Annotated in this window: 16 protein-coding genes; 4 read left to right on the forward strand and 12 right to left on the reverse strand. The window is 48.7% G+C overall.

The genetic code is table 11. The annotated features are described in order from the left end of the window. Nucleotides 1-195 precede the first annotated feature (195 nt). The 3 genes from F463_RS0101690 to typA form a co-directional block, all read right to left on the reverse strand. Entirely contained in the window at nt 196-576 is a 381-nt protein-coding gene (locus tag F463_RS0101690; RefSeq protein WP_018985305.1) for a hypothetical protein, read from the reverse strand. 263 nt (nt 577-839) lie between these two features. After that, nucleotides 840-1199: a hypothetical protein gene (locus F463_RS14925; protein WP_154650007.1), complete on the reverse strand. Its 360-nt coding sequence runs from the start codon at nt 1197-1199 to the stop codon at nt 840-842. 618 nt (nt 1200-1817) lie between these two features. Beyond that, nucleotides 1818-3626 carry a translational GTPase TypA gene (gene typA, locus F463_RS0101695; RefSeq protein WP_018985307.1) on the reverse strand — a complete coding sequence of 603 codons (1809 nt, stop codon included), beginning with the start codon at nt 3624-3626 and terminating at the stop codon, nt 1818-1820. Nucleotides 3627-4015: 389 nt separating this feature from the next. On the opposite strand from typA, the gene F463_RS0101700 reads away from it, so the two are divergent. Continuing rightward, entirely contained in the window at nt 4016-5563 is a 1548-nt protein-coding gene (locus tag F463_RS0101700) for a DEAD/DEAH box helicase (protein WP_018985308.1), read from the forward strand. 9 nt (nt 5564-5572) lie between these two features. After that, nucleotides 5573-6997, forward strand: coding sequence for a DEAD/DEAH box helicase (locus F463_RS0101705; protein ID WP_018985309.1), 1425 nt, complete (start codon nt 5573-5575; stop codon nt 6995-6997). Nucleotides 6998-7050: 53 nt separating this feature from the next. On the opposite strand, the gene F463_RS0101710 is transcribed toward F463_RS0101705, so the two are convergent. The 7 genes from F463_RS0101710 to dnaE all read right to left on the reverse strand — a co-directional run bounded on the left by F463_RS0101710 (nt 7051) and on the right by dnaE (nt 18859). Beyond that, entirely contained in the window at nt 7051-7476 is a 426-nt protein-coding gene (locus F463_RS0101710; protein WP_018985310.1) for a group II truncated hemoglobin, read from the reverse strand. 4 nt (nt 7477-7480) lie between these two features. Further along, a complete protein-coding gene (gene purT, locus F463_RS0101715; RefSeq protein WP_018985311.1) occupies nt 7481-8677 on the reverse strand; it encodes a formate-dependent phosphoribosylglycinamide formyltransferase in 1197 nt (398 codons plus the stop codon). 150 nt (nt 8678-8827) lie between these two features. Next, on the reverse strand, nt 8828-10243 hold the full coding sequence (locus tag F463_RS0101720; RefSeq protein ID WP_018985312.1) for a sigma-54-dependent transcriptional regulator: 1416 nt from the start codon (nt 10241-10243) through the stop codon (nt 8828-8830). A gap of 17 nt (nt 10244-10260) precedes the next feature. Next, nucleotides 10261-12699: a TonB-dependent receptor gene (locus F463_RS0101725; RefSeq protein WP_018985313.1), complete on the reverse strand. Its 2439-nt coding sequence runs from the start codon at nt 12697-12699 to the stop codon at nt 10261-10263. A 198-nt stretch (nt 12700-12897) separates the two neighbouring features. Next, nucleotides 12898-14361 carry a tRNA lysidine(34) synthetase TilS gene (tilS, locus tag F463_RS0101730; RefSeq protein ID WP_245545099.1) on the reverse strand — a complete coding sequence of 488 codons (1464 nt, stop codon included), beginning with the start codon at nt 14359-14361 and terminating at the stop codon, nt 12898-12900. Next, entirely contained in the window at nt 14351-15346 is a 996-nt protein-coding gene (locus tag F463_RS0101735) for an acetyl-CoA carboxylase carboxyltransferase subunit alpha (protein ID WP_018985315.1), read from the reverse strand. Before F463_RS0101735 ends, tilS begins: the two co-directional genes overlap by 11 nt. A gap of 33 nt (nt 15347-15379) precedes the next feature. Then, complete coding sequence (gene dnaE, locus F463_RS0101740) at nt 15380-18859, reverse strand: DNA polymerase III subunit alpha (protein WP_018985316.1); 3480 nt, start codon at nt 18857-18859, stop codon at nt 15380-15382. A 181-nt stretch (nt 18860-19040) separates the two neighbouring features. Here dnaE and tpx (F463_RS0101750) point away from each other — a divergent pair, with 181 nt between their 5' ends. Continuing rightward, nucleotides 19041-19547 (forward strand): thiol peroxidase, encoded by a 507-nt coding sequence (gene tpx, locus F463_RS0101750; RefSeq protein WP_018985318.1) that lies wholly within the window; start codon nt 19041-19043, stop codon nt 19545-19547. 90 nt (nt 19548-19637) lie between these two features. Continuing rightward, nucleotides 19638-20141 (forward strand): thiol peroxidase, encoded by a 504-nt coding sequence (gene tpx, locus F463_RS0101755; RefSeq protein WP_018985319.1) that lies wholly within the window; start codon nt 19638-19640, stop codon nt 20139-20141. Between the two features lie 60 nt (nt 20142-20201). On the opposite strand, the gene fabF is transcribed toward tpx (F463_RS0101755), so the two are convergent. Further along, a complete protein-coding gene (gene fabF / locus F463_RS0101760; RefSeq protein WP_018985320.1) occupies nt 20202-21434 on the reverse strand; it encodes a beta-ketoacyl-ACP synthase II in 1233 nt (410 codons plus the stop codon). A gap of 51 nt (nt 21435-21485) precedes the next feature. Beyond that, complete coding sequence (acpP, locus tag F463_RS0101765; protein WP_018985321.1) at nt 21486-21722, reverse strand: acyl carrier protein; 237 nt, start codon at nt 21720-21722, stop codon at nt 21486-21488. Nucleotides 21723-21724 lie beyond the last annotated feature (2 nt).

The following is a 21724-nucleotide window of genomic DNA, read 5'->3' on the forward strand; positions in this document are numbered from 1 at the left end:
GGCCTGCCAAGATGACGAAATCACAAGCAGTGTATCTCAAGCTGAGAGGGTTGCAAAAGGTGAGCCTAAGTGACGAGCATAATGCGCGGGTAATGAGTTAACAATACTTGGCTCTGATCGCCTTAATGATTAATTAGAGATCTAACCACTCAATTCTCGGTGCCGTTAAATAAAATCAACAGCAACAAAACTTTCTCATCTATCCCGCCCTGCCAGAAATCGTATCAATATCAACGCAACACAAGCAATCAAGCACTGCACCAAAGGCAAAAACAGAAAAATCAATGCGCCTTGCGCATCTGGCTGTACAAGCAAGGTATGGTAATAAGCCATTATAGCCAACATAACCATCACAGCTGACACCGCCAGCCACCAAGACTGAGTACGCGGATTTTTCAACAGTTCAGTCGCACAAGCCATCAGCAAATAAGGCAACACGCTCCACAGGCAAATCAATATTCCCGCTTTGCTGTTTAAAAAACGCCAGTCAGTGGCGGCAATACGTTCAAAAGCAACCGTAGAGACTATGCCTAGCAAGGCCAGACTTTGAATTTTATGAGTTGTATTAATCGGCATTAGTTTACATTGAGCTGGATGTCTTTAACGGTTGTTGGGGATTGATCAATATTCGTGGGCAATTAATTGCCCATCCTACTTGGCTGCACCACCCTGCTTGAGCTAGGTTTTAACTTCGTTTTAGAAAAAGGCGACATGTCGTCTAACGTGAAGTTAACGGGCCTACCTCAAACCAAAGTAAAGAGAATTTGTTTAAATAAATTACCAGAATTGCATGAGAGAACCGCTGAAGCAAGTCCCTGTTGAACGTAGTGTTATATTTTTTAATTAGGGCTAGCAATATAAACGTGTGCTTTACCATTTTGCGGATCTGATAATTCCCCTACCCATACTTGAGGAAGGCCTGCAAGCCGAAATAAATGGAAAGTAAGTAGCTTTTCAATACGTGCCGCCCAGTCTGTAATCGAAAGACGAAAATTAATGGTTATATTGCCTTTGAAAGGATTATGAGTATGAATAACTTCACTGCAATGGCCATATAATTCGAATAATTCTTGAGCGGTAAGGAATCCATTAGTCTCAAATTCAAAATGAACATTCCTTGGTGTACCCGAAGATATTGTGGGTTTCATTAAGGCTTTTGGATAAAAATCAGGATGGATTTTTTTAAGATTTTCAAACAACTGTTTTATTCGCCAATGCTCAGAAAATTTTGCATACGTTTGTGCATATAAATCTTTATTTGCGGTTAAAGATCCAAATGCGATTAGCTCAAGAATTTTTCTTAAGTTTACAGCTACAATTTCATAATCAGATCGCTCATTACCTAAAGTTTTATTTCCATTACCAAATGATTTACTAGCAATAATCGATTTCGGATTTCATCAAGATTGTTGCAGTATATTTTAGCCAATGATAGATCAGTAGCCATTTATTTAGCTCCAAGAATATAACGTTAATTAGACCCCAAAAACGAACTTAATTTTTTATTTAGCCCATTGTCTATAAATTTAAAAAAATTATTTATCATAATAAAATCAATGGTTAGTGTTTTTATATAACGCCTAAAAACAGGGATCCCGCTATAGAAAACGCAGCTGAAGTAAAACCGTCGCTACAGTTGTTCCCGTTAATCATTGAGCGCTTGAAGCTTTGCGGCCAATGCGTTGAAGCTGCCTATGCGCAGCTGATTTAAAGCTATTTTTTAAACCATTGCAAGCGCACTTTTGAATACTTAATCAGCCAGTATTCTTGCAATAAAAAACGCCAGCTTCTGCTGGCGTTTTTTACGATCAAATGACTTAGTCTTTAGAAGCACGTTTACGCTCGTGCTCTAAGAGGTAGCGCTTACGCAGACGGATGGTTTTTGGTGTGATTTCAACCAATTCGTCATCGTCGATAAACTCTACTGCAGACTCCAGTGTCAGTTTGATTGGTGGGGTCAAGCGCACTGCTTCATCGGTACCTGACGCACGCACGTTAGTGAGTTTTTTACCTTTGATCGGGTTAACTACCAAGTCGTTATCACGGCTGTGGATACCAATAATCATGCCTTCGTAGAGTTTGTCGCCTGGGCTGACAAACATGCGGCCACGGTCTTCGAGGTTCCACAATGCGTAGGCGACGGCGTCACCGTTTTCTTGAGAAATCAGCACACCGTTGCGGCGGCCTGGCATGTCCGCTTTCACTGGTGCGTAGTCGTCAAAAATGTGTGCCATCAAACCGGTACCTCGTGTCAGGCTCAGGAACTCACCCTGGAAACCAATCAGGCCACGGGCTGGAATGCGGTATTCCACACGGGTACGGCCATTGCCGTCAGATTCCATGTTGGTCATTTCGCCACGGCGACGACCCAGTTCTTCCATGACAGCACCTTGGTGTTCATCTTCAACGTCGACAGTGAGGATTTCATAAGGCTCACATCTTTCACCATTGACTTCACGGTACACCACGCGTGGCTTGCCGACAGCAATTTCAAAGCCTTCGCGGCGCATGTTTTCCAGCAAAATCGTCAGATGCAATTCACCACGGCCAGACACTCGGAACACGTCAGTGTCTTCTGTATCTTCTACACGCAACGCAACGTTGGTGAGCAACTCTTTGGTTAAACGGTCACGAATCTGGCGGGATGTTACGAACTTGCCCTCTGTACCAGCAATCGGTGAGGTGTTGACCATAAAGTCCATGGTCAAGGTTGGCTCGTCTACGCCCAGGTGTGGCAAGCCGACTGGTTTGTCACGGTCGGCAATGGTAAAGCCAATACCGATTTCTTCGATACCGGAAATAATGACGATGTCACCGGCTTCGGCACCTTCTACTGGCACGCGCTCCAGACCCTGGAAGCCCAATACCTGGTTGATGCGGCCTTGTGCGACTTGTTCGTTTTCACGCATCACGGCAACGACCTGGCCTGGTTTGATACGGCCATTTTTCACACGGCCTACGCCCAGACGGCCAGTGTAAGTAGAGTAATCCAGTGCGGAGATTTGCAATTGCAGCGGTGCATCGCTGTCACCTTCTGGTGGTTGCACGTGGCTTAAAATGGTTTCAAACAGCGGACGCATGGTGTCGCTGGGCTTATTCATATCCAATGTGGCAAAGCCGTTAAGGGCTGAGGCATACACCACAGGGAAATCCAGTTGCTCGTCGGTAGCGCCCAGATTGGCAAACAGATCAAATGTCTGGTTAATCACCCAATCAGTACGTGAACCCGGACGGTCAACCTTGTTGATTACCACGATAGGACGCAAACCCAGTGCCAGGGCCTTTTTGGTCACGAAGCGGGTTTGTGGCATCGGGCCTTCTACCGCATCCACCAGCAATACCACACCATCCACCATTCCCAACACACGCTCTACCTCGCCGCCAAAGTCAGCGTGGCCCGGGGTGTCAACGATGTTGATGTGGGTGCCTTCATAGTTCACGGCAGTGTTTTTGGCCAGAATGGTAATGCCGCGCTCTTTTTCCAGGTCATTGCTGTCCATGACGCGCTCGGTCACTTGTTGGTGTGAGGCGAAAGTACCCGCTTGTTGCAGGAGTTTGTCGACCATGGTGGTTTTACCGTGGTCAACGTGGGCGATAATTGCGATATTTCTTAAGTTGCGTGCCATGTGAACTGCCATATGTTTGGAAAGGGCGCGATTTTATCACAAATCAACTAAATATTTGACTTTTAAAATAAAATGGCTATACTGCGAGCAACTTTAAAACGCAGCTGGTACTTGACCCGCTATCTTAACGTTTTAAATTCATTGCCCTGACCTGTCGATAACTCGCGAAATTTTGAGGTTATCATCTTTAGATGAAGTCTTCATGACACATCTTCTTTTATCGGTTAGTGGCCATGCCCAAGCGCCGGTAAAAGCAATTCATTTCTAATCATGTAATGTTGCTTTGGCTTTGTTAATCGTCCCGCACATTAAAATGTGTTGGTCAAAATGACAAGCTTTGCTTTTGCTTTACTAGCGCCCTTTTTAATTGTTGATGAAAGGGACATTCCTTGTCTTTTGCAGATTTAAATCTTGACCCATCCATTTTGCGTGCATTAACCGATGCAGGCTATGAAAACCCAACACCTATCCAGGCGCAATCTATTCCTGAAGCATTACAAGGCCGTGACATTATGGCCTCCGCTCAAACCGGTACAGGCAAAACTGCTGCCTTTACCCTGCCCGCATTAAACCTGCTGGCAACCCAACATCCAGTCCGTAGCCGTGGCCCACGCATCCTGGTGCTGACACCAACACGTGAACTGGCAGCACAAGTAAACGAAGCCGCCCGTAAATACGGTAAATTCCTGCGCGCCCGCTGTATCAGTATCGTGGGTGGCATGCCTTACCCATTGCAAAACAAACTGCTGTCACAGCCACTAGACATTCTGGTAGCGACCCCAGGCCGCTTTATTGACCATCTGGAACGCGGCCGTATCGACCTGAGCCGCTTGCAAATGCTGGTGCTGGACGAAGCTGACCGCATGCTGGACATGGGCTTTATGCCAGACGTAGAGCGTATTTGTGAAGCGTTGCCAGCTGAGCGCCAGACTCTGCTGTTCTCTGCGACGCTGGATGGCATTATGGATATCGGCAAACGCTTCTTGCGTAACCCAATCACCATTCAAGTGGCTGGCCAGAAAGAAAAACACGCCAATATTGAACAACGTCTGCACTTTGTGGACGACATGAATCACAAAAACAAACTGCTGGAGCACTTGCTGATTGCCCCGGATGTGAATCAAACCATTATTTTCACCAGCACCAAGCGTCACGCTGACCTGCTGGCTGAGGACCTTTATGCTGCAGGCCATAAAACGGCTGCATTGCATGGTGATATGACACAAGGCGCGCGTAACCGCACACTGACTAAACTGCGTCATGGCGACGTTAAGGTGTTGGTTGCCACCGACGTGGCTGCACGCGGTATCGACGTACAAGGCATTTCACACGTCATTAACTACGACCTGCCAAAATTTGCAGAAGACTATGTACACCGCATTGGCCGTACCGGTCGCGCCAACAATACTGGCGTGGCTATTTCGTTTGCCTCTAACGCTGACCGCCACCTGCTGCGCAAAATTGAGCAGTACACCGGACAGAAACTGCAGGCTGAAGTGATTGCTGGTTTCGAACCTAAGCGCGCAGCGCGCATGGATGATGGCGAAGGCCGTCGTGGCAAACGCCCAGGCCAAGGCAAACCACAGGGTAAAGGCGGTTTCCGCCGCGATGACCGTCAAGGTAAGTCTTTTGGCGATCGCGTTGCCCGTGAAGGCGGCAGCCGTGAAACGCAAGGTAACAAGCCACGCGTACCACGTCAAACTGAAGCCAGAACAGACAAAGAAGTGAACGGTAACAGCAAGCATTACAACAAAGATACCGACTTCCAGTTTGCACGTGCCTTGGCTGACGAATTCGGCCAGCGCCGTCAACGTCCGGCAGGCAACAACCAGGAACGCTTTGGCAACCCGAATGCTAGCCGCGGCAATAACAAGCCCCGTCCAGCCGGTAAGTCATTTGGCGATTCTGGTGTAAAACGTCCCCGTTCATTCGTTTAAGCCTAGCCTATGTCTGAGCAAACCACAGTAGATTTTCGTGCGCTCGGCCTGGCCGAGCCGCTGTTAAAAGCGATTGAAGAGTCTGGTTATACGACACCTACCCCTATTCAGGCGCAGGCCATCCCTCTGGCGTTGCAGCGCATGGACTTGATGGCGGGCGCGCAAACGGGTACCGGCAAAACGGCAGCGTTTTCTTTGCCCATTTTGCATACCCTGTTACCACTTGCCAGCACAAGCACCTCGCCAGCCAAACACCCAATACGGGCACTGGTGCTGGCGCCCACGCGGGAGCTGGCCATCCAGGTCTATGACAACATCAAGACTTACGCCAAACACACGGCGCTTCGCAGCCTGGTGGTATATGGCGGGGTGGATATCAAGACACAAACTCCGCATTTAAAAACTGGTGTTGAAATTCTGGTCGCCACCCCTGGCCGCTTGCTGGATCACGTCGAGCAAAAGACTTTATCTTTAAGCCAGGTACAGTTTTTAGTACTGGACGAAGCCGACCGTATGCTGGACATGGGTTTTATGCCAGACCTGAAACGCATCCTGGCATTACTGCCCAAGCAACGCCAGAACCTGATGTTTTCCGCCACATTTTCTGACGAAATCAAAAAGCTGGCCGATGCTTTCTTGAATAATCCAACCTTGATCGAAGTGGCTCGCAGCAATGCGACCAATGACAATGTGGAACAAAAAGCTTACTTGGTGAATAGCGACCAGAAACAACGCTTCCTGGTACAGCTGCTCAAGCAATACACCAATCAGCAGGTCATTGTGTTCACAAAAACCAAGCTCTCGGCCAGCAAGCTGGCGCGTGCGCTTGAGCGTGACCAGATTCCTTGTAGCGCCATCCACGGCGACAAGACACAAAAAGAGCGTATTGAAGCACTAGATGCGTTCAAGGCAGGTTCGATTCATGCACTGGTTGCAACCGATGTGGCAGCGCGTGGCCTGGATATCACCGACCTGCCGCTGGTCATCAATTATGAAATCTCTACCGCACCAGAAGACTATGTACACCGTATCGGCCGTACGGGTCGCGCAGGCGCCAAAGGCATCGCCATTTCACTGATTGATGAAGAAGAAACCAAATATTTCGACGAAATTGAAAAGCTGATTAAAAAGCAGATTCCAAAAGAAAAAGGTTCAGTCAGCAACCGGCCCGCGCGCCCTGCAAAAAGCGCAAAAACCGAGGATCCCTGGTTTCATCAGCCATACGAGCCCACATCTGCTGCTGTTGCTCCCAAGCCTGTTGGGGCAAAACCAGCTTCAGCCAAACGTAAAGTCGTTGCGGCCCTGTTAGGTGGTTTTGGTTTTAAAGCCTCTCCGCAACCGCGTAATCAGGCAAAACGCGCTACTGGTAAATCGCGGCAAAAGTCTGAAAACAAAGAAGCCAAAGCGGTCGAAACCGTCAGTGCAGAATCATAAAAATAAGAAGCCCCGACACCATCGGGGCTTCTTTATATCTTTTTTAGGCGAAGTTAGCCTTCACGGTTACGCATAAAATCCGCTACGCCATAGAGTTGATTGGCAATATGCTTCATTAGCGCCTCATCAAACTCTAGTGTATGCATGGCTTTAATCATGCAGTACATCCATTGGTCACGTGCCGATTCATCGATCGGAAAAGGCATATGCCGGGCGCGTAAACGTGGATGTCCGTACCGTTCAATATACAGTTGCGGCCCACCTGTCCAGCCCATCAAAAACATAAATAGCTTTTCTCTGGCTGAAGTTAAATCAGCCTGGTGGATGGCACGCAAACCGGCGGCTTTAGGATCTGTGTCCATAATATCGTAAAAAGTCTCGACCAGGTTACGTATGGTCTCAGGCCCTTTTTCAGCGCCACCCAGCCATTCAAACAGGGATTGCTTGGCTGCGTTTGGCTCTTGTATTTCCAATGTCATGATATCAGCCTGCTACTTGAGGGGTAACCAGGCCAGCTGCCTGTTTGGCGCGTTCCCGCGCCAATTCAGTGTTGTCTGCAGTTGCTAATGCGACGCCCATACGGCGACGGACAAACGACTCTGGTTTGCCAAACAGGCGGATTTCACTGTTAGGAACAGACATGGCAGCCTCCAAGCCGTGATAGGCCAGCATTTGCGTATCCGCACCACCATAAATCACTGCGCTGGCACCGGCTTCGCGCTGGGCAACATCTACCGGCAATCCGAGAATCGCGCGTGCATGCAGTTCAAACTCATTCAGGCGTTGGGTACACATGGTCACCATGCCGGTGTCATGTGGCCGCGGACTTACCTCGGAGAACCAGACTTGCTTGCCTTTGACAAACAACTCCACGCCAAACAGCCCTTGGCCACCCAGGGCATCCGTGACTTTTTTGGCAATGTCCTGCGCATTTTTTAATGCTTGCGGATGCATGGCCTGTGGCTGCCAGCTTTCCACATAATCGCCCTGCTTCTGCACATGGCCAATCGGCGCACAGAAGTATGTTTCTATTTGTCCTGCTCCATTCTTGGCACGTACCGTCAGCAAAGTGATTTCATAATCAAAATCAATCTGCCCTTCGACAATCACGACCCCCTGGTTGACTCGGCCACCGCTGGCCGCATACTCCCAGGCGGTTTTAACCTCAGAAGCCTCTGTAATGCGTGACTGGCCTTTACCGGAAGAAGACATGGTTGGCTTGATAAAACATGGATAACCAATGCCACCATCAATCGCTGCTTGCAATTCAGCCTCAGAACGCGCAAACGCATACGGTGACGTCGGCAGGTTTAATTCCTCCGCTGCCAGCCTGCGGATCCCTTCACGGTTCATGGTGAGTTGTACGGCGCGCACGGTAGGGACCACAGTCACGCCAGTGGCTTCAATCTCAGCCAGTGCTTGCGTGTTTAATGCCTCAATTTCCGGCACAATGTAATGTGGTTTGACCTGATTAACTAGCGCTTTTAATGCCGCGGCATCGGTCATGTCTATGGTGTAGGCATGATGTGCCACCTGATGCCCAGGCGCATGCTCATAACGATCCACTGCAATGACTTCTACCCCCAAACGCTGCAAGGCAATAATCACCTCTTTACCAAGCTCACCACTGCCCAACAACATGACCTTGGTCGCATTCGCGCTCAACGGGGTACCAATCATTTTCAGCTCCACTGTAAAAGTGTAATGATACCATGCGTGATTTGGCAAGCCGCTGATTGTGTCTGATTTATGTCATAAGAATATCTGATTTGTCACTGACAAGTACAAACAAAAAACCTCGCAGTTGCGAGGTTTTTTACTTATTGAAAACTAAACGGAAATGCCGTGTTTATCCATGCGGTAGCGCATGGTCATGCGGGTGATTCCCAGCAATCTAGCCGCTTTGGAGACATTATTACGAGACTGCTCTAATGCATTGAGTAGCATGGCCTTTTCTGCGCCATCGAGGGTCACCGGTGCATCTACCTGTGCGACTGGATTGCCATTGACTGCCGCCATTTGCGGCAACCCCAGATCATGCTCAGAGATCATGGCTTGCGTACACATCAACACAGCACGGCTGATTTGATGCCGCATTTCACGCACATTGCCAGGCCAGTGGTAACTTTGGATTGCCATCAGTGCCAAGGGGCTAAATTCATGATGCGGCAAGGCATAACGTTTTTCTGTCATCTGACGGAAATAATTGGCCAGTAACAATACATCCTGGCCGCGATCACGCAATGGCGGCATCTGCATAGTGATGACATTTAAACGGTAATAAAGGTCAGAACGGAAACGACCTTCACTAGACATCTGGTACAAATCTCGATTGGTTGCCGCAATAATACGTGCCTGAACAGGACGCTCTTTGGTCGAACCCAGGCGCCGTACCATTCTGCGTTCCAGCACATTAAGTAATTTTGCCTGCAAGCCCAGAGGCAGCTCGCCAATCTCATCCAGAAATAAAGTCCCGTCTTCGGCCGACTCAATCAAGCCAGGACGGGAAGCCACTGCATTGGTAAAGGCACCCTTCTCATGGCCAAACAGTTCGCTTTCAATCAACTCAGCTGGTAAGGAGGCGCAATCGACGTGTACAAAAGGCTTGTCATGATTGGCACAGTTAGCGTGTAAGTAACGGGCGACGACATCTTTCCCTGTACCTGTTTCGCCAGTAATCAGTACAGTTGGCTGGACCGCATCACTGAGTGCGCTCAGTTGCGCAATTCTGGTAATTTGCTGACGCACGCTTTGCATGGCAGCACTTTCACCAATCAGTTGCACCGATTCATTCACGATCGTATCTCGTTGCCGGGAATAATCTAGGCTGGCCTGTAAATCAGTGGTTTTTTCGTTTTTTTGGATAATGAGCAACAACTCTTCAAGATCAATGGGCTTCTTTAAGTAATCAATCGCCCCCAGTTTGATGGCGTTGACGGCATCAGTCACATCGCCAAAGGCAGTCATCACGATAGTATTAATATTTCTTGCAACAAAATCAGACAATAAATCCAGACCATTACCATCCGGCAAGCGCATATCCAGTAAGGCCATGTCTGGTTCAAATTGCTTGACCAGCAATCTGGCATCTTGCAAAGACTCAGCGTGCTCGCACTCGAATCCGGCTTTCTGCAAACGCTTGACTACCGCTTTTGCAAATAACACCTCATCCTCTACCAACAGAATTTTTTTCTTGAATGGCAGAAAAACAGATTTGTCCGTGGATGATGAGAGTTGTGAAAGCACGCCTGGTCCCTTTTATATTAGTCGTTATCGTAGCTAGCTAATGATTGCTTAGGTTTGAACTCGTAACGCACGCCAACCCAGGCTGCACGCGGTGCGCCAGGCAACAGGCTCAACACTTTGCGCTCTTCATCAAAGTTACCATTGTTATCAAACAGGCTCTCAGCTAAACGGCCAGCGATGTAATAGTCTTTGTCAAAGATATTGGTCGCTTTGGCAAACATTTTCCAGCCGTTACCAAAGTTGTACTGGCTATCCAGGTTAACGATAAAGTAGCCACTCAGTTTACCGCGACCAGTTGCGCAATCATCTCCGTTATTACAATTCGCCGAGTTGGAACGATGGCTGTTATTTTCGTTACCATAAACAAACTGATCAGAATAACCGATGACATTCGCACCTATATTCCAACTAGGTGTTACAGCAAATTGACCACGCAACTTCAGCTGATGTTGTGGTATCGCAGGTATTCTGTCACCTGATCTGGCTGTATAAATACCATCGGCGTTACCTGTAGCATTTGAGGCATTGACGAATTCAACATCGGTGTCATAAGTCGCATGCACAAAACTATAAGATGCGTTCCATTTAAAGCGATCAATCACTCCATTCAGGCCTAGATCTATACCTTCACGTTTGGTTCTACCTACATTTTTAAAATAGCCTGCACCAGTCTGGGTATTGGCAGCCGTAAATTGGATATCATCATGGTTAACCGCATGATAAACACCAGCATTCCAGAATACATTGTCTGTCAATTGACCACGTCCACCAAACTCATACGTTTTAGCAACCACTTGATTCAAAGGCGGATCATCTGCAAGTGCAGCTGGCAACAGACAAGGAGAGGCCGGATTAGAGCAACCTACTTCAATTGCGGTTGGCGCGCGGCTGGACTCACTGTACGACGTGTACACGGTGAGTGCTTTAGTGGGTGTATAAGTTAAACCGACAGTAGGATTCAGGCGTGTGTAACTATCTTTTGCAGTTAAGCTATTGAAGTTATTGGCCGCTGATGCCGGGCCTCGCAATGTATCAGTGTTGTCGATACGAGTGAAATTCCAGCTGGCGCCTGCGTTCAGATGCCAAAATTCGTTCAATGACAATGTATCAGTCGCGAATAAACGGGCTGTGTATTGCTTGCCGGTCAGGCCCGTGGTCTGGCGTTGAGGTAACGCACCCGCCCCGTCCAAAACAGGTGCGCGGGTATCGTCAAATACAGGATCACTTTCACCGACACCGACCACGGTACCGTCAATATCCCCGATATTGATTTGCTCTGACTGTCTGAATCGTATTAAGCTGTAATCATATCCAGCACCGACTACGAACTGGTTTTCTTTGCCGAATAAATCTTGATTGAAGGTTGCCTGACCAGTTGCACCATAGGTATTTTGGCTGGTATGTGTACGATTCATTACAGCACCAGTCAACTCACAATCAGCAGGATCATTACAAGTTACTCCAGGATAGCCAGCCAAAGTATCCCCGTCATCCACTTCAGCCTCATATCCATCACCATTTTTTGTTCTACGGTTAGATTTTTTGTAATAAATGTTCCCAGACAGCATAGTGTCATTATTCAGCCAGTGACTTCCATTCAAAGCCAGGAAGTGTGAGTAATTGTTGGTCGCATCTGGTCTTGTATGAATCTGGTCACGATCACCGCTCAATAAAAACTCCGGTGTTAAACCGTTACCAATCAGAGTGTTATCTGCACCTATGTAAGTTAAATCCAGCTTGGTGGTTTCGTTTTGCCATCCGGTTTTTGCAAATAACTGGTTCACATGCGATGGTGAGTATTTTCTCCAGCCATTTTCAGTCGTATGCTGGAAACCAATCATGTAATCAACTGAGCCATCCTTTGACACACCACCGTACTCAGCTAAGGCACGTTGACGACCCCATGAGCCTGCTTCGTACTCAACGGCCGCACCCTGATTGTCTCGACCGCTCTTGGTCTGTATAGCAATCGCGCCACCCAATGTATTCAAACCAAACAATGGATTTGAGCCTGGAATTAATTGCATGTTGCCAATCGCGAAACTGGGGATTTTGTCCCATGAAGTCACATCGCCAAATGGTTCATTAACACGCACGCCATCAATATAAGTTGAAAGACCTTGTGGATTACCCAACAATGAAGAAGCAGAATAGCCACGGAAATTAATTTCTGGCTGCCAAGGGTTACCACCCAACTCCGTAACCGTCACGCCTTGCATATTGTTATTCATATAATCTGCAATAGAAACACCGGTTTGGTTATTAATTGCAGCAGGATTAGCCATCTGAATATTGGCTGGCACCTTGTGAAGTGGTACACCTATCCCCTTTAATGGAGTAGTGCTATATACCTCAACTTTTTCCAGATTTAATGAGTCAGCTTTAGCAATAGCCACCTCTGCAGCATAAGCAGATACGATGGCCAGGACTAGAGGCTTGATTGTATTTTTTTTCATAAAGTAATGTCCCTTTTCCCGAAATACTTTTATTTTGATTTAAAAAGCACTTCTACTGAGCAATAACCGTACCGGTTATGGCCACCAAAAAAAGATCATTAAAATCAATTAATTAAAATAAGGACTGGTGGATATAAACCACAAAATTGGTTATATACAACCAATTTTATGGTTTAAAGTGGTTTATTACAACCAGAATTACAAAGGGGTAAGGAAAATTTCTAAGCCGTAAGCATTACGGCCTGGACGCCAGGTATGATCGACCGCCAGCCCAGCTAAAGCAACTAGTGATTGAGAGGAAACTGGTTGAGTCGTTTTGACCTGAACAACAGGATAAAAAGCGCGCTGCCAGGGAGGCACTGCCAGCATCTGGAAAATAACTTTTAATTCACGCCTTGGCCGCTTGGCATCTGGTTGCAAAGCTTCGCCACCCCCACGTGGCATCAACAACAATTCGATCCCCTCAGGTAATGGGAGAGGCTGGCCATAACGCTTATTTAAGGTGATAGCGGCTGGAGAGATACCAAGCCTGGCCAAGGCGATACCGCGTGCTTTGCTGACCTTGAACTGAACTTGCCACTCGCCCCACACCTGGCTTTGGTGGCCTTGCCAAATGAGCGGCGTTTGCGGTAGGGCTGCAGGTTTGCCAACGCAGTATAAGCGCTGCTGGTAATGATGCAGGTAAGCCTTATGATGTTGGGTTTGACCCTGCAATGGCAGATGCAAATATCGATGCGGCTTCACAGAGGAAAGCTGCTGCCAGTAATCCTGCAATTGTTCACTATTGGGCATACGCAAATTCAGTTGCTGAAACCAGAAGCGTAACAAATTCTTGGCGCGCACCTCGCCAAGGGCGTATAACCGTGAAATATCCAGAGACTGACCCAGCCACTCACCCCGGACATCGCACGCCTGTAGATCCTGATACGCAAGCGTATCCAGCAAGGTTTGTGCTTCTGCCAGATGAGTGGCGCTCCTCAATAAAGCATTATCCAGCTGCGGGTAACGCTCACGCATGACAGGCATGACCTTCTGCCGCATAAAGTTACGGTCATAAGTCACATCGGTGTTACTTTCGTCTTCAACCCATGTCAGTTGCTGCTCAGATGCATATTGCAACAACTCGTCCTTGGACACCGTCAATAGCGGCCTGAGCAAATGCCGGCCTATATCCCACTGTCCCATGGCACTCAAGCCTTTGACGCCTGCACCACGCATCAATTGCAACAGCAGGGTTTCGGCCTGATCCTGCATATGATGTGCGGTCAGAATGGCGGATGCAGAGTGTTGCTGGCGTACGCGCTCCAGTGCCTGGTAACGGGCATCCCGCGCCGCTGCTTCAATGCCCAGCCCACTTTGAGCGCTCACATGCACTTTTTCGCTATAAAACGGAACATTGCGCTCCAGGCATAACCGTTCGCATAAATGCAACCAGCTATCTGCATTGGGGCTCAACCCATGATGCACATGCATCGCCGACAAGGTAAATGGCAACTGCGTTCGCAGCAGCACCAATGCATGTAGCAATACAACAGAATCAACACCGCCACTCAATGCTAGCAGCAGATGTGGTGATGGCGAAGGTGAGACAGCATTTTGGCCACGAAGAAAAGTCGCAAGGACGTTTTCCAGTGTGGCCAGCATGAAGGAACTATTTTTCACTGGCTGTTTTGAATTTACCGTAACTCATCAGGCGCTGGTAACGTGATTCCAGCAACTGCGGCAATTTTTTGGCTTGTAGCGTTTTAAGTTGCTGGCCGATGGTTTGACCAACACGTTCCATCACCTCTTCGTAATTGCGATGAGCGCCACCCAGTGGCTCACTGACGATAGTGTCTACCAAGCCCAGCGACTTCAGGCGATCTGCAGTGATACCCAGCGTTTCAGCAGCATCCGGTGCTTTACTGGCGCTTTTCCACAAAATGGATGCGCAGCCTTCAGGTGAAATCACAGAGTAAGTTGAATATTGCAACATGTTCAAGTGATCCACCACACCTAAGGCCAGCGCGCCACCTGAACCGCCCTCACCAATCACCACACCAATAATGGGTGTTTTCAACTCGGCCATGACATAGAGGTTACGCGCAATCGCCTCGGATTGGCCTCGCTCTTCTGCACCGATACCTGGATAAGCGCCGGGAGTATCAATGAAGGTAATGATAGGCATGTGGAATTTTTCAGCCAGACGAAACAATCGCAAGGCTTTGCGGTAGCCTTCTGGACGAGGCATACCGAAATTACGGTATTGGCGCTCTTTGATATCACGGCCTTTCTGGTGGCCCATCACCATCACCGGAATGCCTTTAAAACGCGCAATGCCTCCAACAATGGCTGGATCATCGGCATAGGCACGGTCACCATGCAATTCCTGGAAATCGGTGAATAAGGCATTGATGTAATCAATGGTATAAGGACGTTGAGGATGTCTTGCGACTTGGGAAATTTGCCAGGCTGTCAGGCTCTGGTAAGTATCTTGCAACAGCTTACTATTCTTCTTTTGCAGCAAATCCAGCTCTTTGGAAATATCCAGTGAATCATGTTCATCATGTGAAACCTGAAGGGCTTCAATTCGCTTCTCGAGTTCAGCAATAGGCTGCTCAAAATCAAGATAAGTCAGTTTACTAGGCGTTAAACGTTTTGCACTCATTGTGAATTCCAATATGAATTCTTAGAAAAAAGTTCAGGCATTATAAAGGATTTTGACGTTTTCTTTTGACAACCAGCCTTGTAAATTGTGTAGCAAGTCGTCATGCAGCACCACTTGCCAGTCATCGCCCAGCATCAGGCTGACTTGAGCAGACTGGTTATGGTAGTCCACCTTGATCGGGCAACGCTTTTGCTCTTCACTGGCATAACGGTAAGGCGTGAGGACATTCATGAGGCGATGAACATCAGACGAACCATTGCAACTGATGGTGAGCATCTGCGCAAAACGGTTTCTGACCGCCGCCAGGTCATAGAGTTTTCTGGCACTGACACGGATACCGCCGGAAAACTCATCGTGGCTGATGCGCCCCTCCACCACCAGCAACTGGTCTTCTTTGATCCACTGTGCATGCTGTGTCAGCAGTTCTGCGCCAATCACGACATCAACACGGCCAACCGCGTCATCCAGCGTCACGATTGCCATTTTTCCGCGCTGCGTCATGCGTACACGCACACCCATGACCACGCCTGCTAGCAGTTTAGGCTGATCCTGCGGAGCGAGTTCGCTGAGGTTGCCTTTGATAAAAGGTCCTAACTGCGCTTTGTAGCTTAAATATGGATGACCACTGAGGTAAAAGCCGAGCGCAGTTTTCTCTTCCTGCAAGGCTTGTTCAGGGCTCCATGCCGGGATGGCTGGTAATTCATGACGCGTTTCAATCACGCCACCAAACAAGCAATCCTGCCCGGCGTGTGCTGCGCCTTGCTCGGCCACACTGATCGCGGTATCCAGGCCGGCCAGCAAGGCGGCGCGGTTCTGTTCAAGTTTGTCAAACGCGCCAGCACGGATCAAGGACTCAATGACACGGCGGTTGACCTTGCGCAAGTCCAGCCGCTGGCAGAAATCAAACAAATCCTTAAACGGTCCTTGCGCCTCTCGCGAAGCCATAATCAGTTCGATCGCCGCCAAGCCAGTGCCTTTGATAGCACCCAGGCCGTACAGCACCTGCTGCGCATTGAGTGGTTTGAACTGGTAAATGCTCGTATTGATATCAGGCGGCAACACTTCCACATGATTGGCACCGCAATCATCAAAGAAAGTATGCACGTTGTCGGTGTTGTTCATATCGGCGGACATGGTCGCCGCCAGGAATGCCGCGGGGTAATGCGCTTTGAGGTAGGCCGTATGGTACGCCACCAAGGCATAAGCTGCCGCGTGCGACTTGTTAAAGCCATAGCCAGCAAATTTTTCCAACAAGTCAAACAACTCGTTAGATTGTTGCAAGGTCAGGCCATTTTTGAGCGCACCTTCGTTAAAGATTTCGCGCTGCTTGACCATTTCTTCGGGTTTTTTCTTACCCATGGCGCGGCGCAGCAAGTCCGCACCACCCAGGCTATAGCCAGCCACTACCTGCGCGATCTGCATCACCTGTTCCTGGTACACGGCGATCCCGTAAGTTTCTTTGAGGATAGACTCAGTAGACGCGTGAGGGTATTCGACCCGCTGAGTTCCATGTTTACGGCGGCAGAAATCCGGGATCAGGTCCATCGGCCCCGGACGATACAGCGCTACCAGCGCAATAATGTCCTCAAACAGGTCTGGCTTGGCCTGCTTGAGCATGTCCTTCATGCCGCGTGATTCCAGCTGGAATACAGCAGTAGTGTTGGCTGTTTTCAGCAGGTGATAACTCTTTTTATCATCCAGCGGAATCGTCTCGAAACTCAGTGGCGGTAATTCTTCCTGCGCGCGCTGGGCATTAGCGTTTTCCAGTGCCATATTGAGGATGGTCAACGTACGCAAGCCCAGGAAGTCGAACTTGACCAGACCTACGGCCTCCACGTCGTCTTTATCGTACTGACTGACCAGGCTATCGCCATTGGGCTGGCAATAAACCGGCGAGAAATCAGAAATCTTGCCTGGCGCAATCAACACACCACCGGCGTGCATACCGATGTTGCGCACCAGTCCTTCCAGCCGCAGCGCCAGGGAAAGTAATTCTGCGACCTCTTCTTCTTTTTCGCGACGCTCTTGTAATTGTGGTTCTTTTTCCAGGGCGGATTCCAGCGTGATGCCCAACTCCATCGGAATCAACTTGGCAATACCATCAACAAAGTTAAACGGTAAATCCAGCACGCGGCCAACGTCACGGATCACCGCTTTGGCCGCCATGGTACCGAAGGTGGCGATCTGTGAAACCGATGCCAAGCCATACTTGCGCTTGACGTAATCGATGACCCGATCTCGTCCCTCCATACAGAAGTCAATATCGAAGTCAGGCATGGACACCCGCTCAGGGTTCAGGAAACGCTCAAACAGCAAGTTGTATTTGAGCGGGTCGAGGTCGGTAATCCCTAAACTGTAAGCCACTAGGGAACCAGCACCGGAACCCCGGCCAGGGCCAACAGGCACACCGTTGTTTTTGGCCCAATTAATAAAGTCGGCAACGATCAGAAAGTAACCAGGAAAGCCCATTTGTACGATGATGTTGCACTCAAACTGTAAGCGCTCTTCGTATTCGGCACGCTTTGCTTCCCGTTGCTGCTCATCCGGATATAAATACGCCAAGCGATGCTCCAACCCTGCTTTAGATTGGTCAACAAGGTAGGCATCCAGGCTTTCGCCATTTGGCGTCGGGAAATCTGGCAGGTAATTTTTACCCAGTGTCAGCATCAAGTTGCAACGCTTGGCAATCTCCACCGAGTTTTGTAATGCGACAGGCATATCCGCAAACAAAGCTTGCATTTCTGCTTGTGTTTTCACATATTGCGATTCGACAAAGCGACGTGGGCGACGGTTATCAGCCAGCACATATCCTTCAGCAATACAGGTGCGTGCCTCGTGTGCCATGAAGTCGTCCGGCGTCTGGAATTGCACAGGATGTGTAGCAACCACGGGTAAATCCAGTTGTTGTGCCAGCAATACTGTTTGCTGTATTAGTTGCTCTTGCGTATGCGCCTCAGGACGATCTCTATCGTGGACACGTTGCACTTCAAGATAATAGCGGCCATTAAAAGTCTTCGCCCATTGGCGGGCAGATTGCATGGCTTGCGACTGGTTGCCTGCTTGTAACGCCTGCCCTACATCCCCTGCCGAGAAACCGGACAGCATCAATAAACCGGCATTTTTCTCTACAAGCCATTCAACCTTGATTTCTGCCCGCTCACGATACTGGTTCTCCAGGTACGCGCTAGACAGCAGCTCGCATAAGTTGCGGTAGCCTTGCTGGTCCTGAACCAGTAACAACATACGGTGGGGCTGGTCACGCTGAACTGTATTTTCAACCCATACATCACAGCCGAGAACAGGCTTGAGGCCTTTGCCTCGAGCGGCTTTATAAAATTTTACGGCACCAAACAGGTTGGCAAGGTCAGTCAGGGCAATGGCAGGCATTGCATCGTTTTTGGCGGCCTTAACGTAATCGTCAATACGCACTGTGCCGTCCACAATGGAATATTCACTGTGACAGCGCAGATGAATAAAGGCTGGTTTTAAGGTGGAAATTTCTGATGCATCCATGGCTTTTATTTTACTCGTCATCACGCTTTTTTATCTATGCGTGGTGCAAATAATCTGGTTGACATGGTTAAAAATCGCGTTCAAGGCAGCCCTGCCAACCGCGTTAACAAGTGCTAAAAAATTAATTCCTAAAACGTTATGCACTATGATGTCAGGCATTTCTTAAATTGATCATTTGACCATGCCAAACGCGACCGCCTTGCTGGATGACCCCATCTTAGTAGAAGATAATTTGCCCAGCATTGGGCAGATATTGCCGTTTTTTCAGCTTGTGAATGCGGCGTTAGAAGATGTTTCACTGGATGCCTTTAGCGGCCAGCGAAAAATCCTGCATTTTTTCCCTGGCATTGATACACCTACAAGTGCCAACAGCGTCCGCATCCTCGATAGCATGGTTGCAACCTTGCCTAACACCGTTGTTTTGCATATCTCCGCCGATCTTCCTTTTACGACAGCCCGTTTTTGTGCAACAGAAAACCTCTCCACAGGGATACACCTCTCGACCCTACGCGGCCGTGATATGCTCAAGAACTATGGTGTATTGATGATGACCAGCAAACTGGCAGGCTTACCTGCCCGGGTACTCATGGTCGCTGATGAAGATAACCGCGTACTGCATGTTGAATTAGTCAAAGAACTTACTAACGAACCAGACTATGAAGCGGCGATGGCAGTATTGCAGCCATGATTCCCTTATTGTTTATGTGGTTGATTGCCACGCACTGACACGTTAAAGTAGAAGATTAACTACTCATCATTTATTGTTTTGGAGAAAATTATGGCAAGCGTCACGCTTAAAGGTAACCCGGTCGCCGTTGGCGGTAAGTTTTTGGCAGTCGGAGATACCGCACCTGCATTTCAACTGGCAGATGCCAAACGTAATTTGGTTGGTTTAGATGCGTATGCTGGCAAACGTAAAATTCTGAACATTTTCCCAAGCATTGATACGCCCACTTGCGCGACTTCTGTACGCACATTCAACAAAGAGGCCAGCAGCGCCAGCAATAGCGTTGTACTGTGCATTTCTGCTGATTTGCCATTTGCACAAAGCCGCTTCTGTGGCGCTGAAGGCCTGGAAAACGTGGTGACGCTGTCTACTTTCCGTGACACTGCAAAATTTGCCAATGATTACGGTGTTTTTATCACCGACAGCAGCCTGGCGGGCCTCACTGCACGCGCGGTGGTAGTGCTGGATGAAAACAACAAGGTACTGCATAGCGAACTGGTGAGCGAGATAGCTGACGAACCTAACTACGCTGCAGCCTTGGCAGTGCTGAAATAAGCCATCAACAAATAAAAAGCCAGCAATTGCTGGCTTTTTTATTTTGCTACGTTAAATAACTTAAACGCGCTTGAATAACAAGCTGCCGTTCGTGCCTCCAAAACCAAAGTTGTTTTTCAAGGCATATTCAATCTTGAGATCTCGCGCCGTATTGGCACAGTAATCCAGATCGCACTCAGGATCCTGATTAAACAGGTTGATGGTCGGCGGCGAAATCTGGTTGTACACGGACAAGACCGTAAACACAGACTCCAGACCACCGGCGCCGCCTAGCAAATGACCCGTCATGGACTTGGTAGAGTTCACGACCAGTTTATAAGCGTGATCACCGAACGTGGCTTTAATCGCATTAGTTTCATTAGTATCGCCTAAGGGTGTGGAAGTCCCATGCGCATTCATGAACTGTACCTGGTCAGGGTTCACACCCGCATTTTTCAATGCATTGACCATGGAACGACGTGGGCCGTCCATATTTGGCGCAGTCATGTGATAGGCGTCGGCACTTAAACCGTAGCCTGCTACTTCGGCATAAATTCTGGCACCACGTGCTTTGGCATGTTCATACTCTTCCAGCACTAGTACCCCAGCGCCCTCACCAATGACAAAGCCATCACGGTCTTTATCCCAGGGGCGGCTTGCTGTAGCTGGATCATCATTGCGGCCAGATAAGGCTCTCGCGGAGGCAAAGCCGCCAACGCTAAGCTCGGTAATTGCCGCCTCAGCGCCACCGGCCACCATCACATCCGCATCGCCATACTCAATCATACGGGCGGCTTCGCCAATACTGTGCGTGCCAGTCGTACAGGCAGTCACCACTGCAATGTTCGGCCCTTTGAGGCCTAACATGATGGAGAGGTTACCTGAAATCATATTGATGATGGTACCAGGAATAAAGAATGGCGAGATCTTGCGCGGGCCCCCTTCGTCATAGCTATCATTCGTGGATTCAATCAAACCCAACCCACCAATACCGGAGCCGATAGTAACCCCAATGCGCTCGGCATTGGCTTCTGTCACTTCAAGACCGGAATCACGGAAAGCTTCCAGGCCAGCTGCCAAGCCATACTGGATAAAAGTATCCATACGGCGTGCATCCTTGGCCGGGATAAATTCCTCAGCGTTAAAACCCTTCACTTCACCTGCAATTTGCGAGGCAAACGGGGTTGGATCGAATTTAGTAATACGGGTAATGCCTGATTGACCAGCGACCAGATTGTTCCAAGCGGTTTGGGTACCAATCCCTACTGGAGACACCACGCCCAAGCCAGTTACTACTACTCTGCGTTTCGTCATAATAGAAAATCAGCCCTCTTGCGAGGGCTGATTAAAGAAAGAGTCAATGAATTACTTGAGGTTTGCGTTGACGTAGTCAATCGCTTGCTGCACGGTAGTGATCTTTTCAGCTTCTTCGTCAGGGATTTCGCAATCGAATTCCTCTTCCAAAGCCATCACTAATTCTACGGTGTCCAGAGAATCTGCACCCAGATCATCCACGAAAGATGATGTGTTTTTTACGTCAGCTTCGTTTGCACCTAATTGTTCACAAACGATTTTCTTTACGCGTTGTTCGATGTCGGACATCT

The sequence above is a fragment of the Methylophilus methylotrophus DSM 46235 = ATCC 53528 genome, assembly GCF_000378225.1.
Taxonomy (GTDB): Bacteria; Pseudomonadota; Gammaproteobacteria; order Burkholderiales; family Methylophilaceae; genus Methylophilus; species Methylophilus methylotrophus.

Coding starts and splice junctions, on each gene's coding strand:
- typA (WP_018985307.1), bottom strand. CDS start 3,626: ATGGCACGCAACTTAAGAAATATCGCAATTATCGCCCACGTTGACCAC.
- purT (WP_018985311.1), bottom strand. CDS start 8,677: ATGATTGGTACCCCGTTGAGCGCGAATGCGACCAAGGTCATGTTGTTG.
- acpP (WP_018985321.1), bottom strand. CDS start 21,722: ATGTCCGACATCGAACAACGCGTAAAGAAAATCGTTTGTGAACAATTA.
- F463_RS0101725 (WP_018985313.1), bottom strand. CDS start 12,699: ATGAAAAAAAATACAATCAAGCCTCTAGTCCTGGCCATCGTATCTGCT.
- F463_RS0101705 (WP_018985309.1), top strand. CDS start 5,573: ATGTCTGAGCAAACCACAGTAGATTTTCGTGCGCTCGGCCTGGCCGAG.
- F463_RS0101690 (WP_018985305.1), bottom strand. CDS start 576: ATGCCGATTAATACAACTCATAAAATTCAAAGTCTGGCCTTGCTAGGC.
- F463_RS0101710 (WP_018985310.1), bottom strand. CDS start 7,476: ATGACATTGGAAATACAAGAGCCAAACGCAGCCAAGCAATCCCTGTTT.
- fabF (WP_018985320.1), bottom strand. CDS start 21,434: ATGACGAAACGCAGAGTAGTAGTAACTGGCTTGGGCGTGGTGTCTCCA.
- tpx (WP_018985319.1), top strand. CDS start 19,638: ATGGCAAGCGTCACGCTTAAAGGTAACCCGGTCGCCGTTGGCGGTAAG.
- dnaE (WP_018985316.1), bottom strand. CDS start 18,859: ATGGATGCATCAGAAATTTCCACCTTAAAACCAGCCTTTATTCATCTG.
- tpx (WP_018985318.1), top strand. CDS start 19,041: ATGCCAAACGCGACCGCCTTGCTGGATGACCCCATCTTAGTAGAAGAT.
- F463_RS0101735 (WP_018985315.1), bottom strand. CDS start 15,346: ATGAGTGCAAAACGTTTAACGCCTAGTAAACTGACTTATCTTGATTTT.